Origin of the sequence: Pleomorphovibrio marinus (genome assembly GCF_003347495.1) — a bacterium.
In the GTDB taxonomy this organism is placed as follows: Bacteria; Bacteroidota; Bacteroidia; order Cytophagales; family Cyclobacteriaceae; genus Pleomorphovibrio; species Pleomorphovibrio marinus.
Map to the genome: position 1 here is coordinate 26,155 of NZ_QCXY01000004.1, position 23,206 is coordinate 49,360.

The 23,206-nt window shown below is 45.5% G+C and carries 18 protein-coding genes; 7 read left to right on the forward strand and 11 right to left on the reverse strand.

From position 1 onward, the window contains the following. The first annotated feature begins 5 nt into the window (after nt 1–5). On the forward strand, nt 6–821 hold the full coding sequence (locus tag DB520_RS11650) for a hypothetical protein (protein WP_232834935.1): 816 nt from the start codon (nt 6–8) through the stop codon (nt 819–821). Further along, nucleotides 818–2,131 (forward strand): glycosyltransferase 87 family protein, encoded by a 1,314-nt coding sequence (locus DB520_RS11655; RefSeq protein ID WP_114749911.1) that lies wholly within the window; start codon nt 818–820, stop codon nt 2,129–2,131. The genes DB520_RS11650 and DB520_RS11655 overlap by 4 nt, the downstream gene beginning before the upstream one ends. Nucleotides 2,132–2,142: 11 nt before the next feature. Here the strand turns inward: DB520_RS11655 and DB520_RS11660 are convergent, their stop codons facing one another. Together DB520_RS11660 and DB520_RS11665 are read right to left on the reverse strand one after the other, a co-directional pair. Next, nucleotides 2,143–4,083 (reverse strand): heparinase II/III domain-containing protein, encoded by a 1,941-nt coding sequence (locus DB520_RS11660; RefSeq protein ID WP_114749912.1) that lies wholly within the window; start codon nt 4,081–4,083, stop codon nt 2,143–2,145. A gap of 172 nt (nt 4,084–4,255) precedes the next feature. Next, a complete protein-coding gene (locus DB520_RS11665; protein WP_114749913.1) occupies nt 4,256–5,356 on the reverse strand; it encodes an o-succinylbenzoate synthase in 1,101 nt (366 codons plus the stop codon). 110 nt (nt 5,357–5,466) lie between these two features. Between DB520_RS11665 and DB520_RS11670 the strand changes: the two genes are divergently transcribed. Beyond that, on the forward strand, nt 5,467–6,672 hold the full coding sequence (locus tag DB520_RS11670; protein ID WP_114749914.1) for an S-adenosylmethionine:tRNA ribosyltransferase-isomerase: 1,206 nt from the start codon (nt 5,467–5,469) through the stop codon (nt 6,670–6,672). A gap of 11 nt (nt 6,673–6,683) precedes the next feature. On the opposite strand, the gene DB520_RS11675 is transcribed toward DB520_RS11670, so the two are convergent. Both DB520_RS11675 and DB520_RS11680 read right to left on the reverse strand, forming a co-directional pair. Further along, a complete protein-coding gene (locus DB520_RS11675; protein ID WP_317047760.1) occupies nt 6,684–7,091 on the reverse strand; it encodes a LytR/AlgR family response regulator transcription factor in 408 nt (135 codons plus the stop codon). A gap of 200 nt (nt 7,092–7,291) precedes the next feature. Then, nucleotides 7,292–8,059 carry a DUF6503 family protein gene (locus tag DB520_RS11680; RefSeq protein ID WP_114749915.1) on the reverse strand — a complete coding sequence of 256 codons (768 nt, stop codon included), beginning with the start codon at nt 8,057–8,059 and terminating at the stop codon, nt 7,292–7,294. A gap of 114 nt (nt 8,060–8,173) precedes the next feature. On the opposite strand from DB520_RS11680, the gene DB520_RS11685 reads away from it, so the two are divergent. Further along, on the forward strand, nt 8,174–10,069 hold the full coding sequence (locus tag DB520_RS11685) for a serine hydrolase domain-containing protein (protein WP_157972045.1): 1,896 nt from the start codon (nt 8,174–8,176) through the stop codon (nt 10,067–10,069). Between the two features lie 39 nt (nt 10,070–10,108). On the opposite strand, the gene DB520_RS11690 is transcribed toward DB520_RS11685, so the two are convergent. The 5 genes from DB520_RS11690 to eat form a co-directional block, all read right to left on the reverse strand. Further along, complete coding sequence (locus DB520_RS11690) at nt 10,109–11,206, reverse strand: PfkB family carbohydrate kinase (RefSeq protein ID WP_114749917.1); 1,098 nt, start codon at nt 11,204–11,206, stop codon at nt 10,109–10,111. A gap of 4 nt (nt 11,207–11,210) precedes the next feature. Then, nucleotides 11,211–12,116: a deoxyribose-phosphate aldolase gene (gene deoC / locus DB520_RS11695; protein ID WP_114750278.1), complete on the reverse strand. Its 906-nt coding sequence runs from the start codon at nt 12,114–12,116 to the stop codon at nt 11,211–11,213. A gap of 130 nt (nt 12,117–12,246) precedes the next feature. Then, nucleotides 12,247–13,614, reverse strand: a complete 1,368-nt coding sequence (locus DB520_RS11700) for a Gfo/Idh/MocA family protein (protein WP_232834936.1) — start codon at nt 13,612–13,614, stop codon at nt 12,247–12,249. A gap of 26 nt (nt 13,615–13,640) precedes the next feature. Then, nucleotides 13,641–14,996: a glutamine synthetase family protein gene (locus DB520_RS11705; RefSeq protein WP_114749918.1), complete on the reverse strand. Its 1,356-nt coding sequence runs from the start codon at nt 14,994–14,996 to the stop codon at nt 13,641–13,643. Beyond that, nucleotides 14,986–16,332: an ethanolamine permease gene (gene eat, locus DB520_RS11710; RefSeq protein WP_114749919.1), complete on the reverse strand. Its 1,347-nt coding sequence runs from the start codon at nt 16,330–16,332 to the stop codon at nt 14,986–14,988. Before eat ends, DB520_RS11705 begins: the two co-directional genes overlap by 11 nt. A 153-nt stretch (nt 16,333–16,485) precedes the next feature. Between eat and DB520_RS11715 the strand changes: the two genes are divergently transcribed. Then, nucleotides 16,486–17,376, forward strand: a complete 891-nt coding sequence (locus tag DB520_RS11715) for a 3-hydroxybutyryl-CoA dehydrogenase (protein ID WP_114750280.1) — start codon at nt 16,486–16,488, stop codon at nt 17,374–17,376. A gap of 587 nt (nt 17,377–17,963) precedes the next feature. Here the strand turns inward: DB520_RS11715 and DB520_RS11725 are convergent. Further along, nucleotides 17,964–20,738: a family 16 glycoside hydrolase gene (locus DB520_RS11725; RefSeq protein WP_114749921.1), complete on the reverse strand. Its 2,775-nt coding sequence runs from the start codon at nt 20,736–20,738 to the stop codon at nt 17,964–17,966. Between the two features lie 68 nt (nt 20,739–20,806). Here DB520_RS11725 and DB520_RS26640 point away from each other — a divergent pair, with 68 nt between their 5' ends. Beyond that, nucleotides 20,807–20,980, forward strand: a complete 174-nt coding sequence (locus DB520_RS26640) for a hypothetical protein (protein WP_157972046.1) — start codon at nt 20,807–20,809, stop codon at nt 20,978–20,980. Between the two features lie 111 nt (nt 20,981–21,091). On the opposite strand, the gene DB520_RS11735 is transcribed toward DB520_RS26640, so the two are convergent. After that, nucleotides 21,092–21,304 carry a hypothetical protein gene (locus tag DB520_RS11735; protein WP_157972047.1) on the reverse strand — a complete coding sequence of 71 codons (213 nt, stop codon included), beginning with the start codon at nt 21,302–21,304 and terminating at the stop codon, nt 21,092–21,094. 516 nt (nt 21,305–21,820) lie between these two features. Here DB520_RS11735 and DB520_RS11740 point away from each other — a divergent pair. Continuing rightward, a complete protein-coding gene (locus tag DB520_RS11740) occupies nt 21,821–23,116 on the forward strand; it encodes a TolB family protein (protein ID WP_114749924.1) in 1,296 nt (431 codons plus the stop codon). Nucleotides 23,117–23,206: the final 90 nt, after the last annotated feature.

Genomic DNA, 23,206 nt, shown 5'->3' on the forward strand with positions numbered 1-23,206 from the left:
AAAATATGGATACCCAGGAGTGGCATAACTACTGGTACCAGGGCCAGGCAGAAATCAGCACATTTGACCTGCTCCAATATCGCTACGGCGAAGAAAGAGAGGGAGAGGCCGTGATGATATTCGTCACAGAGGATTTTTCCAGAAAGAAGCAGGTAAAACTGGACGACCCTGAGCAAGCTGGCAGGGATGCCGAAAAGGTGCTAAAGTTGAATTTTACGAAGGAGTTTAAGACCGGTATCTATCCTTACCACATGATGCTTTCCGTGTTTTCACCTGTATATGCCAACACTTCTGCCATGAAAATCACTGCCTCCTCCCAAGAATGGTGCGGGCAATCATTTACGCAGATGAATCTCTCCGGAGGAGACCGGTACAAGGTGAAGTTGTTTTCCTATTTTGAGGAAGAGGGAGATGAGGAATTCAGCATTACTGCCATGGCAGAAGACCACCTCTGGAACCTGATCCGCTTTGGCCCTGAGCACCTTCCCACAGGGGAGATAAACCTGATCCCGGGATTATTGGAACAACGGTTTTCCCATATCCAGCCTGCCCCCCAAAAAGCCCTGATCCGTATCAACAGGGTGGACAGCACCTATGACGAACTGGAGGTAGATTACGTGGAATATAACAGAACGCTAAAGGTCCACTTCGAAAAATCATTTCCTCATCAAATTATTTACTTTGAGGAAATACATGAAAATGAGGACGGCAACCAAGAGGTCACTACAGGGGAAAGGAAGGCAATCCGGCAAATTGACTACTGGAACCGAAACAAGAAGTCGGATACCCGGTACCGCAGGGAATTACAGTTGAGTCCATGAGGGATAAAAGGGTTTATTTAGGGACACTGATTATTTTCTATGCCCTTGGTATAATCTTGATGGGGTATTTTATTCCCAGGACCCAGTTTGGGCTGGGCTTTTTTATCTTTGCCTTACTTTTTGGGCTGTACTTGTTGATTTACGATTCCTTTGGGAAGTTTCGGCCCCTATTCCGGACGCTGATTCTCCTGTCTCTGCTGTTCCGCTTTCTACTTCTGCTGGCAATTCCCGCGCTGTCAGATGATATTTACCGGTTTATCTGGGATGGCCACCTCCTGCTGAATGGGATGAATCCCTTTGTCCATACCCCCACCGAAGCCCTCCCCCTCCTGCAATCTGGCGACCCCACATTTTACAGAGGCCTGTACGAACAACTTAACAGCCCTGACTATTTTTCCGTGTACCCCCCACCAAACCAGCTTATCTTCTGGATGGCTGCTGCCATTGGACAGGAAAACCTTTGGATTTCGACCCTAGTGGTAAGGCTTATCCTACTCGGTTTCGAAGTTGGCGTGATACTACTTTTGTATATTTTGTCGAAACAGTTTAAAAAACCGACCTCCAGGGTCTTACTTTATGCCTTAAACCCTTTGGTGATACTGGAAATCACCGGAAACCTTCACTTCGAGGGGGTGGTCTTATTCTTTTTGTTGTTGACTTTTTGGCTATGGCACAAAAAAAGTAAGAGGATTGGATTAGCCTATGGAATGGCGATTGGCATTAAATTGACTCCCATAGTATTGGCTCCCCTCCTTTACTTTCAAAGCGAGTCTACAATCAGGAAATGGTTACTGCTGGGCACCATGGCTGTGCTGTTGCTGGCGTTTTTGCCCTTAGGTGCTGATTGGGGTGGGTTTTGGGAAGGTATAAAACTCTACCACGGAAAATTCGAGTTCAATGCATCCATATACTTCCTGGTGCGGGATGTCGCCATGCAATGGATGGATTACAATCCCATTGTTTACCTGAGCCCCATTTTAACCCTACTTACTGCATTGCTGGTTCTTTGGATCGTTTTCCAGAGGGTATTGCCCATGGATATTCTCCAAAAGGCTATCTGGTGCTATTTGATCTATTTTTTGCTGCATACGGTGGTGCACCCCTGGTACATCCTTATTCCCTTGGGAATCTCTGTACTTACCCATTATAGAAGCCTTGTACTTTGGTCCTTGATGATTTTTACTTCCTATGAGGCATATAGCGTCCCTGAGGTCGAAACCTCTGCAGCACTACGGTTTATCCAATATGCAGTCTTGGCGGTTGCCCTTCTGTTTGATATCCGAAAAGGCAGGCCGGGTGTATTGAATTAATTTCCCATCATCTACTCCAGCCTCTTGATGGTGATGGTATCTTTGCCCCTTGACTTGGGAGAGCGATACACCAAGGCTATCCTTTCAAGTCCATCTGGCCAAGCAGTTTGCAGACGCTCATCATCCATCTTAATAGGATTAGTGGATACCTCAAACAGGTTGGGATCAAATTGCATTTCCAACTTAAACCCATCTCCCGTTAAGGTCAACCTTCCCTCACCGTCATTACTTACCTTACAGGCCGTTATAAAATGCTGAAGGGTTTCCCCCTCGGTTTTTTGAAGTCGGAAGTCATTTTCAATCAAAAATTCCTTTCCAGGCCTTAGGGAATAAGTCCTCAACCAAGTGTCTACTCCTGCTTCATCAGGATAGGCATTTGAAATATCCACTGTAAAACGCTTTCTCCTGTTATTTTCCTCAAAATCCACCGATTTTGCGCTATACTGCAGTCCGTTTTTCTGGCCAAGTCCATTGATCACAGGAAGGTTATGGTATTCTGACTGCATGGTCCATATTTCGTACCTGCGGTCACTGAAGGTTTGGGCTGTATAGGTCCCCACCCCTGCATCTACCAGCGCAGGTTTTCCGTCCATATATAAAATAAATGTCCCCACATCGTTGTGGTTGTGGCTTTCTGCATTGTGGCCACCCTTTGCTGCAAAGTAAAACCCTTCCTTACTTCCCTCTTTTTCCCTTGCAGCTGCAAGTCCTGTATCAGGCAACCAAACACTTCCCAAATAGGGGGCCTCCTCTTCATACTCCAGGAGTTCCTCCATGTGGAGGAGATTTTCTAGGGCCAGCTCTATTTTTCCGGTCAAGGGTTTACTTCCGTATTCCTGTTGTCGAGCCACATAGGCACCAAACCCCATCATAGTATCGTCTTCTATCTTTTTGCCAAAACGGAAAATTTCCCCTGCCCTTGTAGCAACACGGTTTGAGGCATCTGCGAAATTGATGAAGTATCGGTCTGCAATAAAAGCCCGGTAGATATACCTTCCAATATTAGCAATTTTTTCTTCCCCATACACATCTACCTTACCTTGGGTGGCCCTGTCCAGAAGGTTGAGGTAATCGTAGAGTTTGCCCCCGGCATGACTCCAATAAGAAGGCCCCTCATCGCAACCACCATCATCCTCATAGGCATCCAAAAACCTATCCACTGAAACCATGGTTTTAAACACCCCTTCCTTTCGCTTGTTTGGGTTTTCCTCCATCAAGAGTATGGTAATCAGGGCATTGTAATTACACCAAACGGTCCAATTATTCATTCTTTGTCTACTGGTATTTAGTCCCATCCACCAGAAATCGTCCCGTTCATAATAGGGCTCCAGCATCTTTTCACGGACTTCTTTTTTGATTCTCCGGTTTATTAGTGGGCTTATCTCTTCAAAACTTTCATGGAAAAAATGATGTGCTAAAGCCAACTCCGCGGCAATTTGACCCACATTAAGATCTATAGTGGGTTCCTCCACGTCTGGAATTCCGAAACCCGCTTCCTGTAGATAGAGGTGTGCGGACAAACCCCAATAGGTCATTTCTGAAAGATCCCAGATACCGTTGACTAGGTCATCGATAAACCTCCCCTCTCCTTCCATCAGCTCTGCCATAAATAGGGCTTGAAATGCCTTTCTTTTTTCTGAAAAGGGGTTTTGCATAATTACCCTGCTACCCGATCTTACAAACGCAAGGTAATCAGTGGCCTTTACTTGTGGCCAATCAAACCCCAAATAAGCTTCACCTGTTTCTATATAAACCATTCTCAAGGGTTCCGAAATAGAAGCTTCCCAACCTTCCCTGTCCTTATATGCAGGATAATCCAGCCAGGATCTGTCTAAGACCAAATGGGTATTTAAATCTTCCTGGGTGTATTTTTTGGATAAAAGGTTGCCTTGACCATATAAAGTGGAAACTATCAAGAGGAATACCGAAGCAAAAGCGAGTAGGAAACGCATAATATTGGGTTTATGTTGAGGAAATTAATCGACTTCCGATTAAATATTACCATTCCTAACCTATGTAATAAATTTTATTTCACCAAAGGTGCCCGACTCGAAAATTAGGAAAAGTTAGGGTCAGTAAAAAAACCAAATGGTTGTCCTTTTACTTTCCCATCTGTGATCATTATTAGAATAGCTCCTTCAAATCCTGCCACCCCTTGTCCCTTTGAAAAGTCAGCTCCCCATTTGCTATGCTTAAAGGTGATCTGAAATTGTTGTGATAAAGCTGCCCGGTACCAAGCCCCTGGTGGAGGGTATTGCCTGTAGTGGCTGTAAATTGGGCTATGGCATTTAGGCCTATATTGCTTTCCAGGGCAGAGGTAATCCACCAGCCGACTCCTTTACTATCTGCCATCCCTATCCATTCCCTGCTGCTTGACAGTCCTCCAAGCAGGGTGGGTTTCAGTATGATATAGGGCGGTTGAAGGGTGTCCATCAGTTTTTTCTTACCTTCCACTTCGGCAATGTTTATGAGTTCTTCGTCCAAGGCCACATGCACAGGGGATTCCCTGCACAACTTTCCCATAAGGTCCCACTGGCCTGGCTGTACTGGCTGCTCAATGCTATGTATCTTAAACTTGGAGAGGGCCTTTAACTTTTCCATGGCAGTGTCACTGTCAAAGGCTCCATTCGCATCCACCCTTAGAATGACCCTTTCGGCACCGTGGGTTTTACGCACCATCTCCAACAACCTACATTCCTGGTCAAAATCCAATGCCCCAATTTTCATCTTTATACAGGAGTAGCCATCTCTCAGCTTTTGTGCAATCTGATCCTGCATAAACTGCATTTCCCCCATCCACACAAGACCATTTATGGGTATGGCACGCTTGGAAGAGGTAAATGTAGAGGGAAAAAGCACTTGGTTCCCTCCCTGGACCAAGTCCAGTAATGCGGTTTCCATAGCAAACCTTAAGCTTGGTAGAGAGGAATCCATTTCACTACCCAGGACATCTAACAGCTTCTGGGGGTCTTTTGGCAATGTTAAGGTTTCAACATATTGAAGGGCCTTCTTTGCCCTTTCCTCAAAATCCGGCAGGTCATCCCTGCTAAGCCCGGTAAGGGGACCTGCTTCTCCGTAACCAAATTGATTTTGAAAGGCAGTAGAACGTACCTGAAGGAGGAAGGTAACTTTGGATTTCAGTACCCCCCGGGAGGTACCGGCATCAAACTTAAACTGAAGGGTGTAAGGTTTTAAAATGGCCTTACAGGTAAATGATGAACTCATCTGCTTTTGGAGAAAATGGGATTGAGTTGAAATCGCCTTATATTTGCACTCGTTTACTCAAAAGTAAGCTTTTGGCAGTTCTTTACAGGCAAAAATGACATAAAAAGCATATGCAGCGTTTTCAAAACTCTGATTTTCACTACGATTTACCACAAGAAAGAATTGCAAAGTTCCCTTTGGAAGAAAGAGACCTGTCAAAGCTCCTATGGTATAAAAATGGGGATATTAGGCATTATACTTTTCGCCAACTCCCTGCCCATATACCTGAAAATTCACTGATGGTATTTAACAACACCAAGGTGATTCCGGCGAGGTTGTATTTCAAAAGAGAAACGGGTGCCCTGATTGAAATTTTCCTGCTGAAGCCAGTTCTTCCCTCTACATTAATCCAGCTAGCAATGGAGGCAAATGGGGAGGCTACCTGGGAATGCATGATAGGCAACCAAAAAAAATGGAAGGACCTTGAAACCCTCAACCTGGACTTAAGCCTTGGTCAAGGGAATATTCGGTTAAAAGCCCGCCTAGTAGATAGGGAAAAACGGTGGGTAAACCTCCAATGGACACCGGAAAACACTTCTTTTGCCTCGGTAATTGAGGCGATTGGGGAAGTGCCTCTACCCCCTTATCTGAACAGAAAAGCAGAGGCGGAGGATAAACCCCGCTACCAAACAGTATATTCCAAAAACGAAGGTGCTGTGGCTGCTCCTACTGCGGGACTACATTTTACCAAGCAAGTACTGGACACCTTGCAGACCCAGAAAACAAGGTTGGACTACCTTACCCTACATGTGAGTGCTGGGACCTTTCAACCCATAAAAAGTGAAGATCCCAGGGATCACCCCATGCACAGTGAGCAAATGGTTTTTAGCAGGGAAAACCTGGAAAACTTAATCAGGGAAAGGGACAAGCTTGTTGCCGTAGGTACCACCTCCCTAAGGTCTTTAGAAAGTCTTTACTGGTATGGTGTTAAGTTGTTGAATAACCAGCAGGAACCCTTTGCCATAGACAAGAATGATCCTTACTTATTTGATCCTGACGAACTTCCCCACCCCAAAAAAGCCATAGAGGCAGTACTCAAAAAAATGGAGGAGGATAGAAGTGATGTACTTTTTGGAACTACCTCTATCTATATTTATCCGGGATATCCTTTCAAGATGGTCGATGGCCTAATTACAAACTTTCACCAACCCTCTTCTACACTAATGCTATTGGTTGCTGCGTTCGTCGGTGAAAAATGGAAAAAAATTTACAGCGCAGCTCTGGAAAAAAACTATCGTTTCTTAAGCTACGGTGATAGTAGTTTGCTCTGGAAATAAGGTAATGGCTATCAATCTATACCATTACTTCCCAATTTTTGGATCCCATTGATGAGGTTTTGATAATATGTCCTGCCCACCGGTACCTTTTCCTCCAGCACTGTTATTTCTTTGGGAGAAATCGTGTTAATTTCATTTACATTGATGATGTAAGATTTATGGATCCTAATAAAGAGGTCACTTGGTAGCAACTCCTCAAATTCCTTCAATATATTACGGAGGGAATAAGACTTCTTCCTAGTCACCAGCGTGGTGTAATTACCATCTCCCTTAAGGTAAATGATATCCATAAATTTAACTTTCGATAAACAGCCCTTATCCCTGATAAATATGGCATCCTTGATGAGCAATTCCTTAGAACTAGTCAGCTTTCCATTCGAGGATAATCCATTTTTGGCGATTCTTTCCTTCATTTTCATAACCTACCTTATTAAATACATGTTTTATTCAACATGAAACCATGAAACGGGTGAAATGTTTAATGTACGTTATCAAAAATGTAATAAGCACAATTAAACTCCTAAGGTAAAATTATGCAATATTGAGACCTATAAAAATTTATTGGAGAGAAAATGTTAATTCTTAGGTTAAAATATTAAAAATCAATAAGTAAGGGTTTTTATTTTATTTGGATGTCAACATTCTCATTTATAATTTCAGACAGTATCTCTAATTTTTCTTGTTGAAACAAATCGTCAATAATGAAAATGTCCTCTGCATCATCTGCCTTGAAGTTTTTGTAGTCTTGGAATTGTACCCCCCCGATTTCCCTTCTATTTATGGCTTCCCTAAATCTTTTGCCTCCTCCATCAACATGAAATTCATAAGCAAGGTAATCGATCAGGTAAGATTCTTTGTCAATCCAGTAGAGGTAAACATCATCATGATCGTCTCCGCCCCCGTCTTTGTCGAAGGTCACCTTTAGTAGAAAATAGGGTTTGTCATGGATAGCCACCTCTCCAATTAACTGCTTATTCACTGCTTGGTCGTTAAGCACCACCGGCAATAGGTTAAAATACATGACAGAATTAACCGAATTGCTATATGCCCTCTCCTTGTCTTTGGTTACCTCTACAGCATTCCCTTGCACATAACGCTGGAACTCCCCGTTGACCAGGACGTCCCTTACACTACGAGAAAGGGAATCTTCAAATTCACGGCTGTAGTTGCTGTAGCCATCCTTCCCTCTCTGTAGGGTATAGTGGATGTCCCTGAAATCAAACTCCATTTTTATAGTTTCCCAACCCTCACCCCAATGTGCCGCTATGCTTTTATCCACGATAATTTGTGCCTCATTGTCAAAGGTACAAGATTGAAACAAACATAAAAATACCCCGTAAAAGAGGGCAATAAAAGGCTTAAAGGTGCTACATTTTACTTTCACCATGCAAGAAACTGTTCATTGGATTTAATTGAACAGCAAGTTAGCCCAATAATTTAATTTTTTGGTTATATTTCAAGCCCAAAGTGGTAGATTTTTAGGATGCTTCACCCAGGTATTATGAGAAAAATAGTCACGAGTTTGTTTTTGTTTATTTCCCTGTTTCAAGCGGGCTTTCCTCAGGAGGGATCCCTGAACACAGAAACGCAGTCCCCTCTCTCTATTGAGGAGTTTTCTGATGGCCTTCTCAAGGGATTAATGGCCGAACATGAAATTCCCGGGGCAGTACTTGTGGTGGTCAAAGGAAACGAAACCCTTTTTTCCAAAGGATACGGATATGCTAACCTGCAAGAGAAAAGCAAGGTAAACCCGGATACCACCATGTTTAGGATAGGGTCAATCAGCAAACTTCTGATTTGGACCTCCATTATGCAACTCCAGGAAAAGGGGCAGTTGGATCTGAATGCGGATATTACCCAATACCTTGGGGATTTTACCCTTAAAAAGAAAAATGGCCAAAGGATTACTTTAAGAAACCTAATGTCCCATACTGCGGGTTTTGAAGAAAGGATATTGGGTTTAATGGGTGAGGATGAAAGTAGCATGGAACCATTGGAAAAGCTGCTGGAGGAAGATATGCCTTCCTTGGTAAGGCCTCCCAATAGCCAGGCATCCTATTCCAACCATGGCAGTGCCCTTGCGGCATTAATCGTAGAAAAAGTAAGTGGCTTGGACTTTGAAACCTATGTGGATGAAAATATATTACATCCCCTAGGCATGAATTTTAGTACCCTTAGCCAGCCAGTTCCCGAGCCACTCACTCCCTACCTTTCCCAAGGATATTCCGGCACCTCAAATCCTGTGGCCAAGGAATTTGAATTTATACGGGCTTACCCCGCCGGTGCAGCCAGCAGTTCTGGGGCGGATATGGCCAAATGGATGAAAATGTACTTAGGTGAAGGGACATTTCAGGAGAGCACTATACTGGATTCCGCTACCTTCAGGGAAATGATTAAGACGGCGTTTTCCCATCACCCCAATATTAACCCCATGCTACATGGGTTTTTGGATTTAAGCAGAAACAACACTAGAGCCTATGGTCATTTTGGGGACACCTTCTGGTTTCACTCCATGATGTTGCTGGTGCCGGAAGAGAAGATTGGGGTATTTCTCTCTTTAAACGGCAGCAAGGGAACATTGACCTATCTTGGATTCTATGAGCAGTTTATGGACAAATTTTTCCCCGAAAGGAACCCTCAGATTTCCGAAATCAAACTTACCGAGAAGCTGTTGGACGAACTGGAGGGGGATTATAAACTCAACCGCTATTCCAAATCGGATCTTACTAAAATCACTTCACTCTTTGCGCGGTACAAAGTTGAAAAAGGGGTAGATAATTCTATCAGGGTGGACAGCCCATTAGGAACATCTATTTACCTGCCTGAGGACAGCCTTTTGTTCAGAAAATCAGGGAGTTCAGAAAAAATCGCTTTCGGGAAGGACGACGAAGGTAAGGTGAAGTTCCTGTATGCCGATTTGCTACCTATGATGGTCATGGAAAAAACACCCTGGTACGAGGGTGAAAAACTGCATCTCTTTATCTTTGTTACCGCAACATTGGTAAGCTTCTTCATCTTGTGTTTTTGGCCCATGGTGTTTTTATCCAGAAGGAGGTTTTACCCTAGCGATCCCAATAGGCGTTATTTGCCTTTTTCCTCCAAGTCCCTAGCCTGGACAAATGCCTTTCTTTACTTATGCTTTATTATTGGAGTTTCCTCTGTTTTGAGTGATCCCCTTGCCCTACTCATGGCCATTCCCACAAGCTTTAAGTTATTACTTTTTTTGCCTATCCTATTTACAATTTTGACCCTGCTTATGTTAGTACATGGCTTGAAGATATTCGAAATCGCCGCCATATCTATAAGGACCAAAATTTTCTATTTCATTCTGGTGCTAGTCAATATTTCGGTGGTGTTTCAGTTGTTTTGTTGGAACCTATTAGGATGGCAATACTGACGGGAAAATGAGCCTTGAAGGTTTTGCCATTGGGGTGGACTACCAATTCTTGAGATAGGTCACTACATCTGGTATACTGGCACTATGGCCGGTGGTAATATAATGCCCTGAGGCAGCCATTCCCGCAAGCAAGGAATGTTCTGCTCCCAACCCCCTTATCCAACTTGTCATAAACCCCGCATTAAAGTTGTCTCCTGCCCCGGTAAGTACTTTGGGCTTTTCCACGAGTTTTCCCTGCACCTCTACTGTTTTATCCTTCCTAACCAGAATGGAAGAGGAATTGGGGTGAACCAAAAGTAAATCCACCGATATCTCCGAAAAGAGGATTTTGGAGGTGGTAATAAGGGACTGCCCGGAATGTGGCTCTTCGCCCTTCAGGGCTGCATAGATCAATATGGTCTCATTTTCGTTTAATCCGAGGACTACCGTTCCATAAGCCTGGTATTCCGAAAGGACCTCAAGCATTTCCCGTACAGATGCACTGGATTTTTTGGACGGATCACACAGGTCAAAGAAAAAGTACCTTTTTTTATCCTTTGCCTTGGGCAACAGTTCTGTAGCTATTCCCCTCCAAATATCCGTGGCGTGTGGAAGGTTCACCCAATCCACAAAGGCCAACAAATCCATGTTATCAAGGGCTTTGGAAATCTCTGACAAAAGGGGTTTTTGTTTCTTTATATACTGCCAATCCAACTCATCAAACACATCCAACTCGGAAAAAATTATCTTGCCGTCACCGAACTCAAAAGCGTTGCTTACCGCTTCAGGGCCCAGGGACACCAATTTGCAGCGTTTGTTCAATTCCTCAAAGACAGGGTGAAGCTTGGGTTTTCCCAAGGTACCCATACAAGTGGTATCTACCGACAAGGCCCACAAGGCATCTGACATGATTGGGGCATTGCCGCCTGCCTTTGTAATCCTGGTCTTAAGCTCCACCTGTCCGCTCTTTCCTGCATGCTTGGCCAAATGCTTGGAAAAATCAAAAATATCAGGGAAAAAAACCCTTTCTTCCCCATCTAAACTCTTCACCGGAAGTTGAATCTTATCTACATAACCGTCAAAGCCCACAAATGCTTTAGGTACCACCTCAGCCGCTTCCTGCAGTTTTTCAATGGTTTCTGCTATGAGTTCCTTCATTGGATTATTTGTCTGCTTCCGGTTTTTGGTTTTCAGTGGCAGTTGGTTTTCGGGTACTTTCAGAGTTCCCAGCTTTTGTAGTACTTTTAGAGGTTCCTGCTTTAGGGGCACTTTTGGGAGTACTCCGCTTCGGTGTGCTTTTGGAGGCACTTGGTTTTGAGGTGCTTTTTGGGGTACTCTTGGTGGCCTTGGCTTTTGGGGTACTAAAACGATTTTTAGCTTCCTCCAACATGGCCACCGTGGCGGTAGCACCTACCCTTGTCACTCCTATTTTCTTCACTTTTAGAAGGTCATCCAAGGTGCGGATCCCTCCAGCAGCCTTTACTTCAACGGATGGGTTAGCATGGGTACGCATTAGTTTAAGGTCTTTTAGGAGTGCTCCTTTATAGCTGTATTTTCCGTCCTTTCCCTTTACAAAGCCATAGCCTGTACTGGTTTTCACAAACCCTACCTTGGCTTCATTACAGATTTCACAAAGTTTGATTTTGAATTTGTCCTCCGGTAAATAGTCGTTCTCAAAAATAACTTTCAATACCGCACCAAAAGTGCTCGTAGTCTCGGCCAAAGCCTTGATCTCATTACTTACGTACTTCCAATCTTCCTCCAGCACCTTTCCAATATTCACCACCATGTCGATTTCCTTGGCCCCATCTTTACATGCCTGCAGGGTCTCTGCCAGCTTGATGGTAAGGGAGGAATTTCCATGAGGAAATCCAACCACAGTGCCTACCAACACTCCTGAGCCCTTTAACCATTTTACAGCATCCGGTACTGCATAGGGCTTGATACAAACGGAGGCCACCTTGTACTTTTTTGCAATGGCACATCCATCCTTGAGTTCTGCATCTGTCATCGTGGGATGAAGCAGGGAGTGATCTATCATCTTGGCCAATTCTGAAAGTTGATCCATATCAATTTTATTTGGATTAGTGAGCAAAGGCAATTTAAAGAACTTTTTAGGCATATCCACATTTTTCAGCCTGCATTCCAGAAATGAAGCTGAAATTAAGACAAGAACCAGCAAATATCCCTCCGGAACACTATACCTTGAGTTCCCTGTACAAAGACCCCCAAGGTTCCCTCATTCTCCTATGCAAAAGTTGATTAGCTGCAAAACTATTGGTGAATTTTTCCTTTTCCGGATCCCATTCCAGATCCTGATTAAGCATCATGGCGATATTACCAAGGTGCGAAATGGTGATAGACCTGTGCCCCACTTCGCAGGGGGCTATAGCCTCTTCCCTAGACAGCACGCAATCTATGAAATTCCGGTAGTGGTTGTCACTTTTGTAAAGATTCGTTTCCTGGGACTGGATCTCTGTTTCGTCAATTTTCTCTGGAGTCACCTCGTAGTTACCCCTATTGGCCCATGCTTCACCTTCGCTTCCTATGAAGGTCACACCATGCCTTGCCTCATTGGAGACAGTGAGCACGACACCATTCGCATATACACATTCAAAATAGAATTCAGTCGCGGTGTCCCATAGGGGGTGGTCAGACCATTTGGCTCTGGCATTTTGGATTTTGACAGGCCCGGTACCATCTGTGCCCATCCCCCACTGGGCAATATCCGGATGGTGCCCTCCCCAGTCCGTGACCATTCCGCCGGAGTAGTCCAGCAACCAACGGTAATTCACATGGGTACGGGCAGGGCTGTAGGGTGCCTCAGGGGCAGGGCCAAGCCACATGTCATAATCAAAGCCCTTGGGAACAGGCTGTGGTTCGTGAAGATGGCCAGTTTTACCGAAATCGGGTGTGCCACCGGGCAAGCCACAAAGCACATTTCTTAAATCCCCTATTCTGCCATTCCTTACCAGCTCACAAACCCTCCTGAAATTCTTGTCTGAACGCTGTTGACTGCCGGTCTGAAAGATAACTCCATATTTTTTTACTGCATTACTCATGTCCCTTCCCTCTTCAACAGTTAGGGTAAGTGGTTTTTGGCAATATATGTCCTTGCCCTTTTTTGCTGCCATCATTACGGGAATGGCATGCCAGTGATCGGGGGTAACCACCTCCACCGCATCTATGGACTTCGTGTCCAGCAACTCCCGGAAATCGGTAAACCCCTTGCTGGATTTGTAAGTCTTTCCGTGCTTCTCCTTGTAGTGCTCGTCCACCATATTCATGATGAATTTCCTTCCTGCTACCTTGCCATCCCAATACCCATCGCTTTCCTCGTTGACATCACAAATGGCCGTGATTTGAACCCTGGGGTCATCGATAAATCCCCTGACATCATTTCCGGCTTGGTTTCCCGCTCCAATAAAACCCAAATTGATACGGTCTGAGGGAGCCACGAACCCATTTTTACCTAGGGCAGAGGCAGGAATAATGGTAGGCGCGAACAATGCCCCCGCAGCCATTGTCCCCGCTTTTTTTATAAAATTTCTTCTGGGTTTATACATGAGTGTTAAGTGTTTTGGTTTGGTAATTATATGATTTCAAAATATCGCTTCCTTTCCCAATCGGTCACCGAGGCTTGGAATTCCCTGCACTCCCATTCCCTAGTATTACAGAAATGATCCACAAAACCCTCTCCAAATAATTCCTTGGCTAGACCAGAGGTTTTCATTTGGGTGGTGGCTTCCTGTAGGGTGCTGGGCAAGATTCCGTGGCTGAAATCCTTATAGCCGTTACCCACCGTCGCGGGCTGATCCAACTTTAGCTTGTTTTTGATTCCATATAAGCCTGAAGCCAGACAGGCGGACATGGCAAGATAAGGGTTTACGTCAGATCCTACCACCCTGGTCTCCAACCTGGTGGAACTCTCCTTTCCTTGAAGTACCCTGAGGGCAGTGGTCCTGTTATCATAGGCCCAGGTCAAGGTGGTTGGTGCCCAGGCCCCTTCCACCAGCCGCTTATAGCTATTGATGGTGGGAGCCACCATGGGCAGTATATAGGGAAGACAAAACAATTGTCCGGCCATATACTGCATCATCGTTTCACTGATGGACTGCCCGTCCTTGTAAAAGAGGTTGCCTTTTCCTTCCTTACTCCACAGACTCTGATGGATATGTCCTCCATTACCCGGGAGATCGTCGGACCACTTGGCCATAAAGGTGGCCATAATCCCATGTTTGTAGGCGATTTCCTTGGTGCAGGTCTTAAACAGGGTGGCACGGTCAGCGGCAGCCAGCACATCCCCGTACTTGATGGCAGCCTCATAGACCCCTGGCCCCGTTTCGGTATGCAAGCCCTCCAAGGGAACATCAAACTGCTGACAGTAATCAAACAAATCATTGAAAAAACCGGACTTTAGGGAAGACCTCAGGATGGAATACCCAAACATGCCCGGAGTCATTGGCTTTGAATTTCCAGATATGCCAGACTGAAACCCATCCGGAGTGGTCTCGAAGTTGAACCACTCAAACTCCTGCGCAAACCGGGGGAGAAAACCAGCAGTCTCAGCCTGCTTTTTGATTCTTTTCAAAAGGCTTCTTGGGCATACCTCCAGGCCATTCCCTTCCTTATCACTGAAGTCTGCCAAAAAAAAGGGCAATCCATTTTCCCAAGGTATATTCCTCATAGTACCATGATCCACATAGGCATCAAAATCCGGATACCCGGTATGCCAGCCCGTAACCTGCACATTGTCATAAGATTTATCCTCCATGTCCCAGCCAAACACCACCGCACAGAAACCCATACCCCCTTCCAGGATAGACAAAAATTTCTCCTGTGAAACCACCTTGCCCCGCAATACGCCATCAATGTCCACTATGGCCAGCTTGACTTTATGGAAATCGTTGTTTTGGAGATAGGCTTTGATCTCTACTTTACTTTTCATTGTCTAAAGGTTGAAGGTTTTGATAGATAAATAAACGGAATACCAAATAGGATCCCCCCATCATTCCAAAAAATAACAAGGCCAACAAGGAATTATAAAGGGTGAGGGCAATTAGGGAAACCATTGCTATCACAAGGGCTATCCAGGGGAACAAGGGAAAAAAGGGGACTTTAAACGGTCTTTCCAGTTCTGGCTCCTTCTTCCTTAATGCCAGTAAGGAAACCATGGAAAGAATATATAAGCCCAGTGCGCCAAACACAGCGACAGTGATGATTTCGCCGGTCTTTCCTGTCAGTAAAGCCAGAATACCTATTCCCATATTGAAAACAAGTGCGTTGGTTGGGGTTTTGAACCTGCGACTTACTTTTCCAAATGCCTTGGGGGCATAACCCACCCTCCCAAACTCGAAGGTGGTTCGCCCTGCTGCCAAGATGATCCCATTAAAGGAAGCTACCAAACCGAAAAGTCCGATAAAGGTCAGTAACTGATACATGCCGGTGCCCTCCCCTACCACCATGGCCATGGCCAATGGCAAGGGAGAATCGGATGCTTCCATGCTTCCGGGTAAATAAACCACCGACTCCCACCCACTCACTCCAACAGCGGCGGTAAAAGTCAGCAAACAAAGCACTATTAATGTGAGTAAGGCTGTTCCAAATCCGATAAGGATGTTTTTCTGAGGGTTGATCGTTTCTTCTGCCACATTTGCTACGCCTTCGATAGCCAGAAAAAACCAAATAGCAAAAGGAATAGCAGCAACCACTCCCATATAACCATTGGGGAGAGAATTTTGCTCCAGATGCTCAAAGGAGAATGCGGGCAGAGTGGTACCTGCAAATAACAACAATCCCCCTACAGCAATTACCGTGATAAAAAGCTCGAAGGAGGCTGCAAGTTGCAAGCCCAGGATATTTAGCCCTGTAAAGATAAAATAGGCCACAATCCCGATAAGAAGGGGATCCAGTGCTGGGAAAAATATCCCAAAATAGGCCCCAATCGCAGAAGCGATGGCGGGGGGTGCAAAAATGAATTCTATGTTTTGCGCCATCCCCGTCAGGAATCCCAGGTGCCTGCCCAATCCCCTTTCGGCATAGGCAAAAGCCCCACCGGCACGGGGGATGGCACAAGCCATTTCTGTATAGCTAAAGGTAAAGGTGATGTACATAAGGATGATAAACCCTATGGCTATGGCAAGGCCTAGGGTACCCCCTGCCTCCAACCCAAGGTTCCATCCAAAGTAATTGCCGGAAATCACGTAGCCCACCCCGAGGCCCCAAAGCATAATGGGTCCCAGTGTGCGTTTGAGTTCTCCCGAACCCTCTTTTTTATTTTCCATAGAGGTTGGTGTTAGTGGTTTTTTACAAGTGTGGTCTTACGGTTGGTTTATAAAAAAGCATGCTTTAAATATATCAAAGAAAAGGTAAAATCACATCATTCCTTTGGCAAGTTTCCGAATTGGAAACCTACATTTGTAAAAATGGATGTACGAATGGAAAAAATAACAGTCATAGGAGCAGGCACTATGGGCAATGGAATAGCACATGTCTTTGCCCAGCACGGATACGAAATAAGTCTATTGGATGTGGATGAAAAAAGGCTGGAAAAAGCCCTGGCCACCATCGAGAAAAACCTGGATAGACAGATAAAAAAAGAGCTGATGGATAAAGCCAGCAAAACCGCCACCCTTCATCGCCTTAAAACCTTTACAGATCTCCGGGAGGCTGTGCACAGTGCCGACTTAGTGGTGGAAGCTGCTAGCGAGAACCAATCCCTCAAATTGGACATTTTTAGGCAAATGGATAAGTTGGCACCAAAGGCCTGTATCCTTGCCAGCAATACCTCTTCTATCTCCATCACCAAAATTGCGGCTGCCACCCAAAGACCGGAGCAGGTTATCGGTATGCATTTTATGAACCCGGTACCTGTAATGCGGCTGGTGGAGGTGATCCGGGGATATGCTACCTCCGATGCCACCACAGAAAAAGTGATGACACTCAGTAAGGAAATCGACAAAACACCCGTAGAGGTAAACGATTATCCAGGCTTTGTGGCAAATCGCATTTTAATGCCAATGATCAATGAGGCCATCTATTCCCTTCATGAAGGGGTGGCAAAGGTAGAAGCAATAGACACGGTAATGAAATTGGGCATGGCCCATCCCATGGGTCCCTTACAATTGGCAGACTTTATAGGGCTAGATGTATGCTTGTCCATCATGAGGGTAATGCAGGAGGGCTTTGGCCAACCCAAATACGCTCCCTGTCCACTATTGGTCAATATGGTGGAGGCAGGGTTTTTGGGAGTGAAGACAGGTGAGGGATTTTATAAATATGGGAATGATGGGAAAGCAACTGGCATTTCCAATCGGTTCAATGAATAGTTTTATACCACCTAGCTACCTATACTTCCAATAAGTAAGATTGCAATTTAGATGGGGGTAGTGAAAAAAGGAGGGGAGAAAGTGACCTTAGGGGATTTCCGAACTCCAAAGGTCTTTTCTGAAAACTGAACCTTATTTATTGATCTACTTTTCCAAGGTTGGAAAACCCTCGAGGTCCAAGAAAAGATCTCAAAGGTTCGGGCATTTGACCTTTGGGGTTTTTTTCCGAACCCCGAAGGTCTTTTTTGGTTTGGGTGTCGGTCGGATATACCTATTTTGTTATCGTTGAAAACCCTCGAGGTCCAATTAAAGACCTCAAAGGATTTGTGAACTTGACCTTTGGGGTTTTTTTCCGAACCCCGAAGGTCTTTTTTGGTTTGGGTGTCGGTCGGATATACCTATTTTGTTATCGTTGAAAACCTTCGAGGTCCAATTAAAGACCTCAAAGGATTTGTGAACTTGACCTTTGGGGTTTTTTTCCGAACCCCGAAGGTCTTTTTTGGTTTGGGTATCGGTCGGATATACCTATTTTGTTATCGTTGAAAACCCTCGAGGTCCAAGAAAAGTTCTCAAGAGTTTTTTGCCAATCACAAGGGTTTAATCCGGATATTCCTGAACTTCATCACATACTCCTGCCCGTCTTCCATGCCATGTGCTTGCAAGCCAATAAAACCTTTGGAATGGGTTTCATACACCTCTTCCAAAACCAAATCTTCCACCTCCTGGCCATTTACCCAGGATCGTATCCTGGGCCCCTCGGCAAGGATCCGCATATGGTTCCAGCCTTCGTCATGAAGGTAATGATGTCCGTTTTGGATCTTCTCTTCCGAAGACAACCAACCCGTGCCTAACGCCTCCCCATAGATCAAACCCGTGGTGGGGGTTCCGGGCTTGTGGTTCCGCTGCATTTCCACCTGAGGGCCATACACCCTGCCCGCCCGGTTATGGTGGCCCTCCCCATGCGTAAGGGGCTTGGCCTTGGAACGGATTTGTATGCCCGAGTTGGTCACGCTGTCTATCATTACTTCCAGCTCCATCTCAAAATCGCCAAACTCTTCCTTGGTGCATAAAAAGCTGTTCTCACTGTTTTGTACGGTACGGGCCACAATGGCCCCATCTTCCACCCTGAATCGGTGCGAACCGTTCAGGTGAACCCAACCATCCAGGCTTTTTCCATCAAATAGGGATTTCCATTCCCCCTTTTCGGAGCTAGAATCATCCTCTTCATCGGGAAGGGCAAAGGCCACAATGGAATCTCCGTAGGGAGTGGCGTTTTTACCTCCTCCCCCTGCGGCAATTACGATGTATTGTTTTCCATCAATCATATACACCGAGGGGGTGGCATACCCGGCCGCAGGCAGCTTGTACTCCCACAACAGCTCCCCATTATGGCTGCTGAAGGCCCGAATCATCTCATCCGGAGTCCCGGAAATAAAGACAATCCCGCCAGACGTGGTGACAGGCCCACCAAAATTCTTGGCTCCCGTCCCGGTAATCCCCTTGGCTGCCAATTCAGGATATTCCCCCAAAGGCACCTTCCACAGGATTTCTCCCTCTACAAGGTCCACGGCATTTAAGGTACCCCAAGGTGGGGAAATGGCCGGTGCACCGTGGGAGTCCGTGAAAAAGGGATTGGACACCGAATACCGTCGTATGCCATTGTCACTTTTAGCTTGAACCTCACTGCTGTCTGCCTGTAAAAAGGCTATCAGGTCATTTACCTCCCTCCAGGTAAGCTGCTGAAAAGCGGGCATAATACCCTTTCCTGTGGCCAATAATTCCCGGATTTCTGCTTCCTCCATGGACACTTCCTTTAATGCCGGATAAGTGGGAGGATTGCCTTCCCTATCCGCTCCATGACAGGAGGTACAGTTCTTTTGGTACACCAAGGCACCTTTGGCCAAAGGCCCTTCCTCCTCTTCCCCATCAGTATCATAAAAAAGATGCAAAGTATTGATAGAAGGGGCCTCATTGGCATTGATATATACGACGTTAAGGTATGGGTTGTACGTCCCTCCACCCCACTCCACTCCCCCTTGATGGCTGGGAGTGGTGATGATTCCGGCCGTAGATGGCGGGGTATAGAGAAAGCCTGACTCATACTTTCGGAAGGTTTCCAGTACTTCCTTGTGCGTATCAGGGGTGATCTGTGACAAGTCCGCCTCATGCATGGAAAGCCTGACCAAGGGGGGAGGCCTTAAGGGGAAGGGCTGGGTGGGCCAGGCTTCCTCTCCCGGCACGGTAGAGGCCGGAACGGGCAATTCCACCACGGGAAAAACGGGCTCCCCGGATTCACGGTCCAGCACAAAAGTCAATCCCATTTTGGTAAACTGCACCACTACATCCCGCTTTTCCCCCTTATTATTGATTGTGAGCAACATGGGTGCTGGGGGGTTGTCATAATCCCAAATATCATGATGTACGGTTTGGTAATGCCAGATTCGCTCCCCTGTTCGGGCGTTCAATGCCACCACACAATTCCCAAACAGGTTCATTCCCTTTCTGAACCCCCCGTAATAGTCATTAGCCGGGGAGCCGGTGGCAAAAAACACCCAACCCCTCTCCTCGTCCAAAGAAAAGCCTCCCCAGGGGTTTGCCCCACCATAGCGCTCGCCCTCTACCCATTCCCAGGTATCATAACCATATTCCCCTTCATGGGGAATGGTATGGAAGATCCATCGAAACTCCCCGCTGACCGCATCAAAAGCGCGTATATCGCCTGGGGTGGAATTGTATTCCTCCGGCACCCTACTGGTGACGATCAGGAAATCCTCAAATACGATCCCGGGAGTGGTCACTTCAATGGAAGCTGTTTCGGACTCCACGGGCAGGTGTTTTCTTAAATCTATGGAACCGTTTTCACCAAAACTTTCTATTAATCGGCCAGTACCTGCATCCAGGGCAAAGACCCTGTTGTTCACAAAGTGAAATATCCTTTTTCCGGCCTCACCCTCCCAATAGGTCACGCCCCTGTTTCTTCCCCTGAACACCTTTTGATTATCATTATGGGGAGTGGGGTCAAACACCCATGCCTCTTTTCCAGTTTTGGCATCAATGGCCACCGCATCGAGCTTTGGAGTGGTGAAATAGAGCAACCCGTCGATCATAATGGGGTTGGAATACATGGAGGGGCTATTGGGGTCCCCGGTATGGTATTCCCAGGCTTTCTCCAGCCTATGCACGTTTCCGGCATGGACCTGTGCCATTTCTGAAAACTGAGTGGCCTTTTTATCCCCCCTGTAAATGGCCCAGTCGGTGAAGTTGTCGTAGGGGTCTACTTTGTGGGAAGATTGCTCTTCCTTTTGTACGGGTTCACAGGCGATGGAGATCAAAAAAACTAAAGGCAGGTAATATTGCTTCATGGTGCGATTAAATTGGGTCAGCCGGAAAAGTAAAAAAAATCCCTGAAAGCTCCCAGTGGTTTTAGGATATGAGGAAACAGGATTTGATAAAAGAGGGGTCGGACATATCGGTAGGCCCATTTTCAAGAAAGGTCTCCCTGAAGGCATTTTTGTTGCCCTTAACTCGGAATGACTTCAAGGTCTCAAAATCATATGGAGGTGCTGCCCCGGTAAGCTCCGGTGCTGCTTTCGGGGTAGCATAATCCACCCTAATTTGCTGGTGATAAGTGATAGGTGATGGGTGAGAAGGTGGAACCTAGTTATCATTCCTCATTCCTCAAAAATACCCTCCCTTTGTGGAGTCCGCTATTTTTTTAAATACCGATGTGCTTCTCTAAACGTAATAGACGCTTTTCGTGATCGGCTACGTGTCCAGCAACATAATTCATGAATTCACCGATTTCCTCTTGAAATTCCCCAAATGAATCCTTGAGATGACCTGTGGACTCATGCAAGTAGGAAATTTTTGCATCCACGTTTGTCAGGGCACGTTTCACACGTTGTTCAAATTCTTCAAATCTTTCCATTAGTTTTTGCTTCTGTACCTTCCCTAAATATAGTATACTTATATTCAATATTTTAGGTTTTAAGAACTTTTTGCACGCAACAACTTCCCCATTTGACTTATTCCTTGAAGTCAATCCAGATTCTTTTTTCTAAAAAATGACCGCTCTGGGAGCAGTAGGATGCAAAAGATAATGAATTTAGGTGTTAAATTTTAACCTCTTCAACCTTAACCTGAAAATCAATCTTTAAACGAGAAGTTGTTTTACACAGCAAAAAACTATTTTTTGCGAGACGAAATTTAAACCTATAGGCAAATTGATTTTTAATTTTTTGCCAAATTTTGTCTCACTCCATCACGTTTGACCGTCTAGGGTTGAAATAAGACATAACCATAAGACGAACCCAAGCAACCTTAAACCAAAGATGACTGACTTGTAAAACAAATCCAATGAAATCGAGCATGAGGAGAACCTCACACGGAGGGATGATTATCAAAGCGAGATTCCATATGACCGCTGAAAAGAAATTATAATCATATGAAAAAATTCCACCTTCTTGTCCTTCTAGGCATTGTATGCATAAGCTGTGAAAGGGAATGGGATGACCCTATTCCGGAGGGAGCTGTGCTGGGTGCACCGTATTTAGTCGCAGAACTTACCGAAGAGGGAAAAGTCCTGCTGAACTGGGGATTTAACAGACTGTGTGCCGGGTGGTTGTGTCCCCACACCGTGGATGGAAGCAGGTATGAGGTGTACTGGAAGTTTCCAGGAGCTGATGATTTTGTTCGCTTAGCCCAATTGGGAGAAGAGGAGCGGTCATTTATGGTCGATAACCTGGAATATGGCGTCCCTTATGAGTTTAACATGAAAACCTTTCGGGCGGGACACATGACCACCTCAAACCGGATCATGATCGTGCCCAACCCAATCCCGGCATATGAAACCTTGATGGAGCTGGACAACTGGGACCCTATCCTTAATCCGAAAATTAACAGTCCAGGGGACAAGGTTGCTTTTGTCTCCAATTACCGATGGGCTCAGGGCAGCCAAGATTTCATGACCTTAAGCCTCTTCTTACATGACTTGGTGTCCGGTCAAACAGAATTGGTTAAGCAGAACAGCTACCATCCGCAGTGGTCAGCGGATGGGCAACGCATACTGTACGGCACCACCGACGGAAAAAGTCAAATTGCCCAAGGCTACTTCCCCTCTCAATTGGAAACCTATAATGTGGAGACCAAGGCATTTAGACTGGTAATAACAGGTCAATACCAGCAGTATTTCCCAAGTTTTGGTAAAGATGATGATGAGGTATTGTTTCTTTCGGACTCTCTAGAAAGAGGGGAAATGGGATTATGGAAAACCGATAGCAGTGGCGACACAGAAGTTCTCTGGCCTTCTTTTCAATTACCTGAACATGGAGCGGGGTTGCCTTTATTCACTGGTCTGGATGCCTCTAATTTCAGGAATTTGGTGGCCTTGGATAGGCTGAGTACGGTAGAAAACAGGTCTGTGTATACAATCTATGGTGTGGAATTTGGAGAGGGTGTCCAAAAGAAGGCAATGGTGGAGTCCCGCTGGAATGATATGGCACCTGCATTTTCGCCATTCGATGAAAAATTGCTGGCCTTTGTATCCGACAGGTCGGGAAGCAGGCAAGTTTGGACGATTGACATTTCTACTGGCAAACTCAATCAGGTCACCTTCTTTCAGGAAGGTGCATTCATTTCAGGTACAAGCCTAAGCTGGATCGACGGTGGCCAATCCCTGGTGGTACCGATATCCAGTTCTCAAGGTGTGTCGCAGCTGGTAAAAGTGAATGTGATTACATAAACATTCATTCAAATAAGAAAACAACCATTTATATTGAAATTTTTCTGCTAAGCTTACACGAAACTATCAACGAAAACGTTAAAAGTTTTA

What these genes read in the sequence shown, in the direction of transcription:
- DB520_RS11650 (WP_232834935.1), top strand. Translation starts at nt 6, where the DNA reads ATGGATACCCAGGAGTGGCATAACTACTGGTACCAGGGCCAGGCAGAA.
- DB520_RS11655 (WP_114749911.1), top strand. Translation starts at nt 818, where the DNA reads ATGAGGGATAAAAGGGTTTATTTAGGGACACTGATTATTTTCTATGCC.
- DB520_RS11660 (WP_114749912.1), bottom strand. Translation starts at nt 4,083, where the DNA reads ATGCGTTTCCTACTCGCTTTTGCTTCGGTATTCCTCTTGATAGTTTCC.
- DB520_RS11665 (WP_114749913.1), bottom strand. Translation starts at nt 5,356, where the DNA reads ATGAGTTCATCATTTACCTGTAAGGCCATTTTAAAACCTTACACCCTT.
- DB520_RS11670 (WP_114749914.1), top strand. Translation starts at nt 5,467, where the DNA reads ATGCAGCGTTTTCAAAACTCTGATTTTCACTACGATTTACCACAAGAA.
- DB520_RS11675 (WP_317047760.1), bottom strand. Translation starts at nt 7,091, where the DNA reads ATGAAAATGAAGGAAAGAATCGCCAAAAATGGATTATCCTCGAATGGA.
- DB520_RS11680 (WP_114749915.1), bottom strand. Translation starts at nt 8,059, where the DNA reads ATGGTGAAAGTAAAATGTAGCACCTTTAAGCCTTTTATTGCCCTCTTT.
- DB520_RS11685 (WP_157972045.1), top strand. Translation starts at nt 8,174, where the DNA reads ATGAGAAAAATAGTCACGAGTTTGTTTTTGTTTATTTCCCTGTTTCAA.
- DB520_RS11690 (WP_114749917.1), bottom strand. Translation starts at nt 11,206, where the DNA reads ATGAAGGAACTCATAGCAGAAACCATTGAAAAACTGCAGGAAGCGGCT.
- deoC (WP_114750278.1), bottom strand. Translation starts at nt 12,116, where the DNA reads ATGGATCAACTTTCAGAATTGGCCAAGATGATAGATCACTCCCTGCTT.
- DB520_RS11700 (WP_232834936.1), bottom strand. Translation starts at nt 13,614, where the DNA reads ATGTATAAACCCAGAAGAAATTTTATAAAAAAAGCGGGGACAATGGCT.
- DB520_RS11705 (WP_114749918.1), bottom strand. Translation starts at nt 14,996, where the DNA reads ATGAAAAGTAAAGTAGAGATCAAAGCCTATCTCCAAAACAACGATTTC.
- eat (WP_114749919.1), bottom strand. Translation starts at nt 16,332, where the DNA reads ATGGAAAATAAAAAAGAGGGTTCGGGAGAACTCAAACGCACACTGGGA.
- DB520_RS11715 (WP_114750280.1), top strand. Translation starts at nt 16,486, where the DNA reads ATGGAAAAAATAACAGTCATAGGAGCAGGCACTATGGGCAATGGAATA.
- DB520_RS11725 (WP_114749921.1), bottom strand. Translation starts at nt 20,738, where the DNA reads ATGAAGCAATATTACCTGCCTTTAGTTTTTTTGATCTCCATCGCCTGT.
- DB520_RS26640 (WP_157972046.1), top strand. Translation starts at nt 20,807, where the DNA reads ATGAGGAAACAGGATTTGATAAAAGAGGGGTCGGACATATCGGTAGGC.
- DB520_RS11735 (WP_157972047.1), bottom strand. Translation starts at nt 21,304, where the DNA reads ATGGAAAGATTTGAAGAATTTGAACAACGTGTGAAACGTGCCCTGACA.
- DB520_RS11740 (WP_114749924.1), top strand. Translation starts at nt 21,821, where the DNA reads ATGAAAAAATTCCACCTTCTTGTCCTTCTAGGCATTGTATGCATAAGC.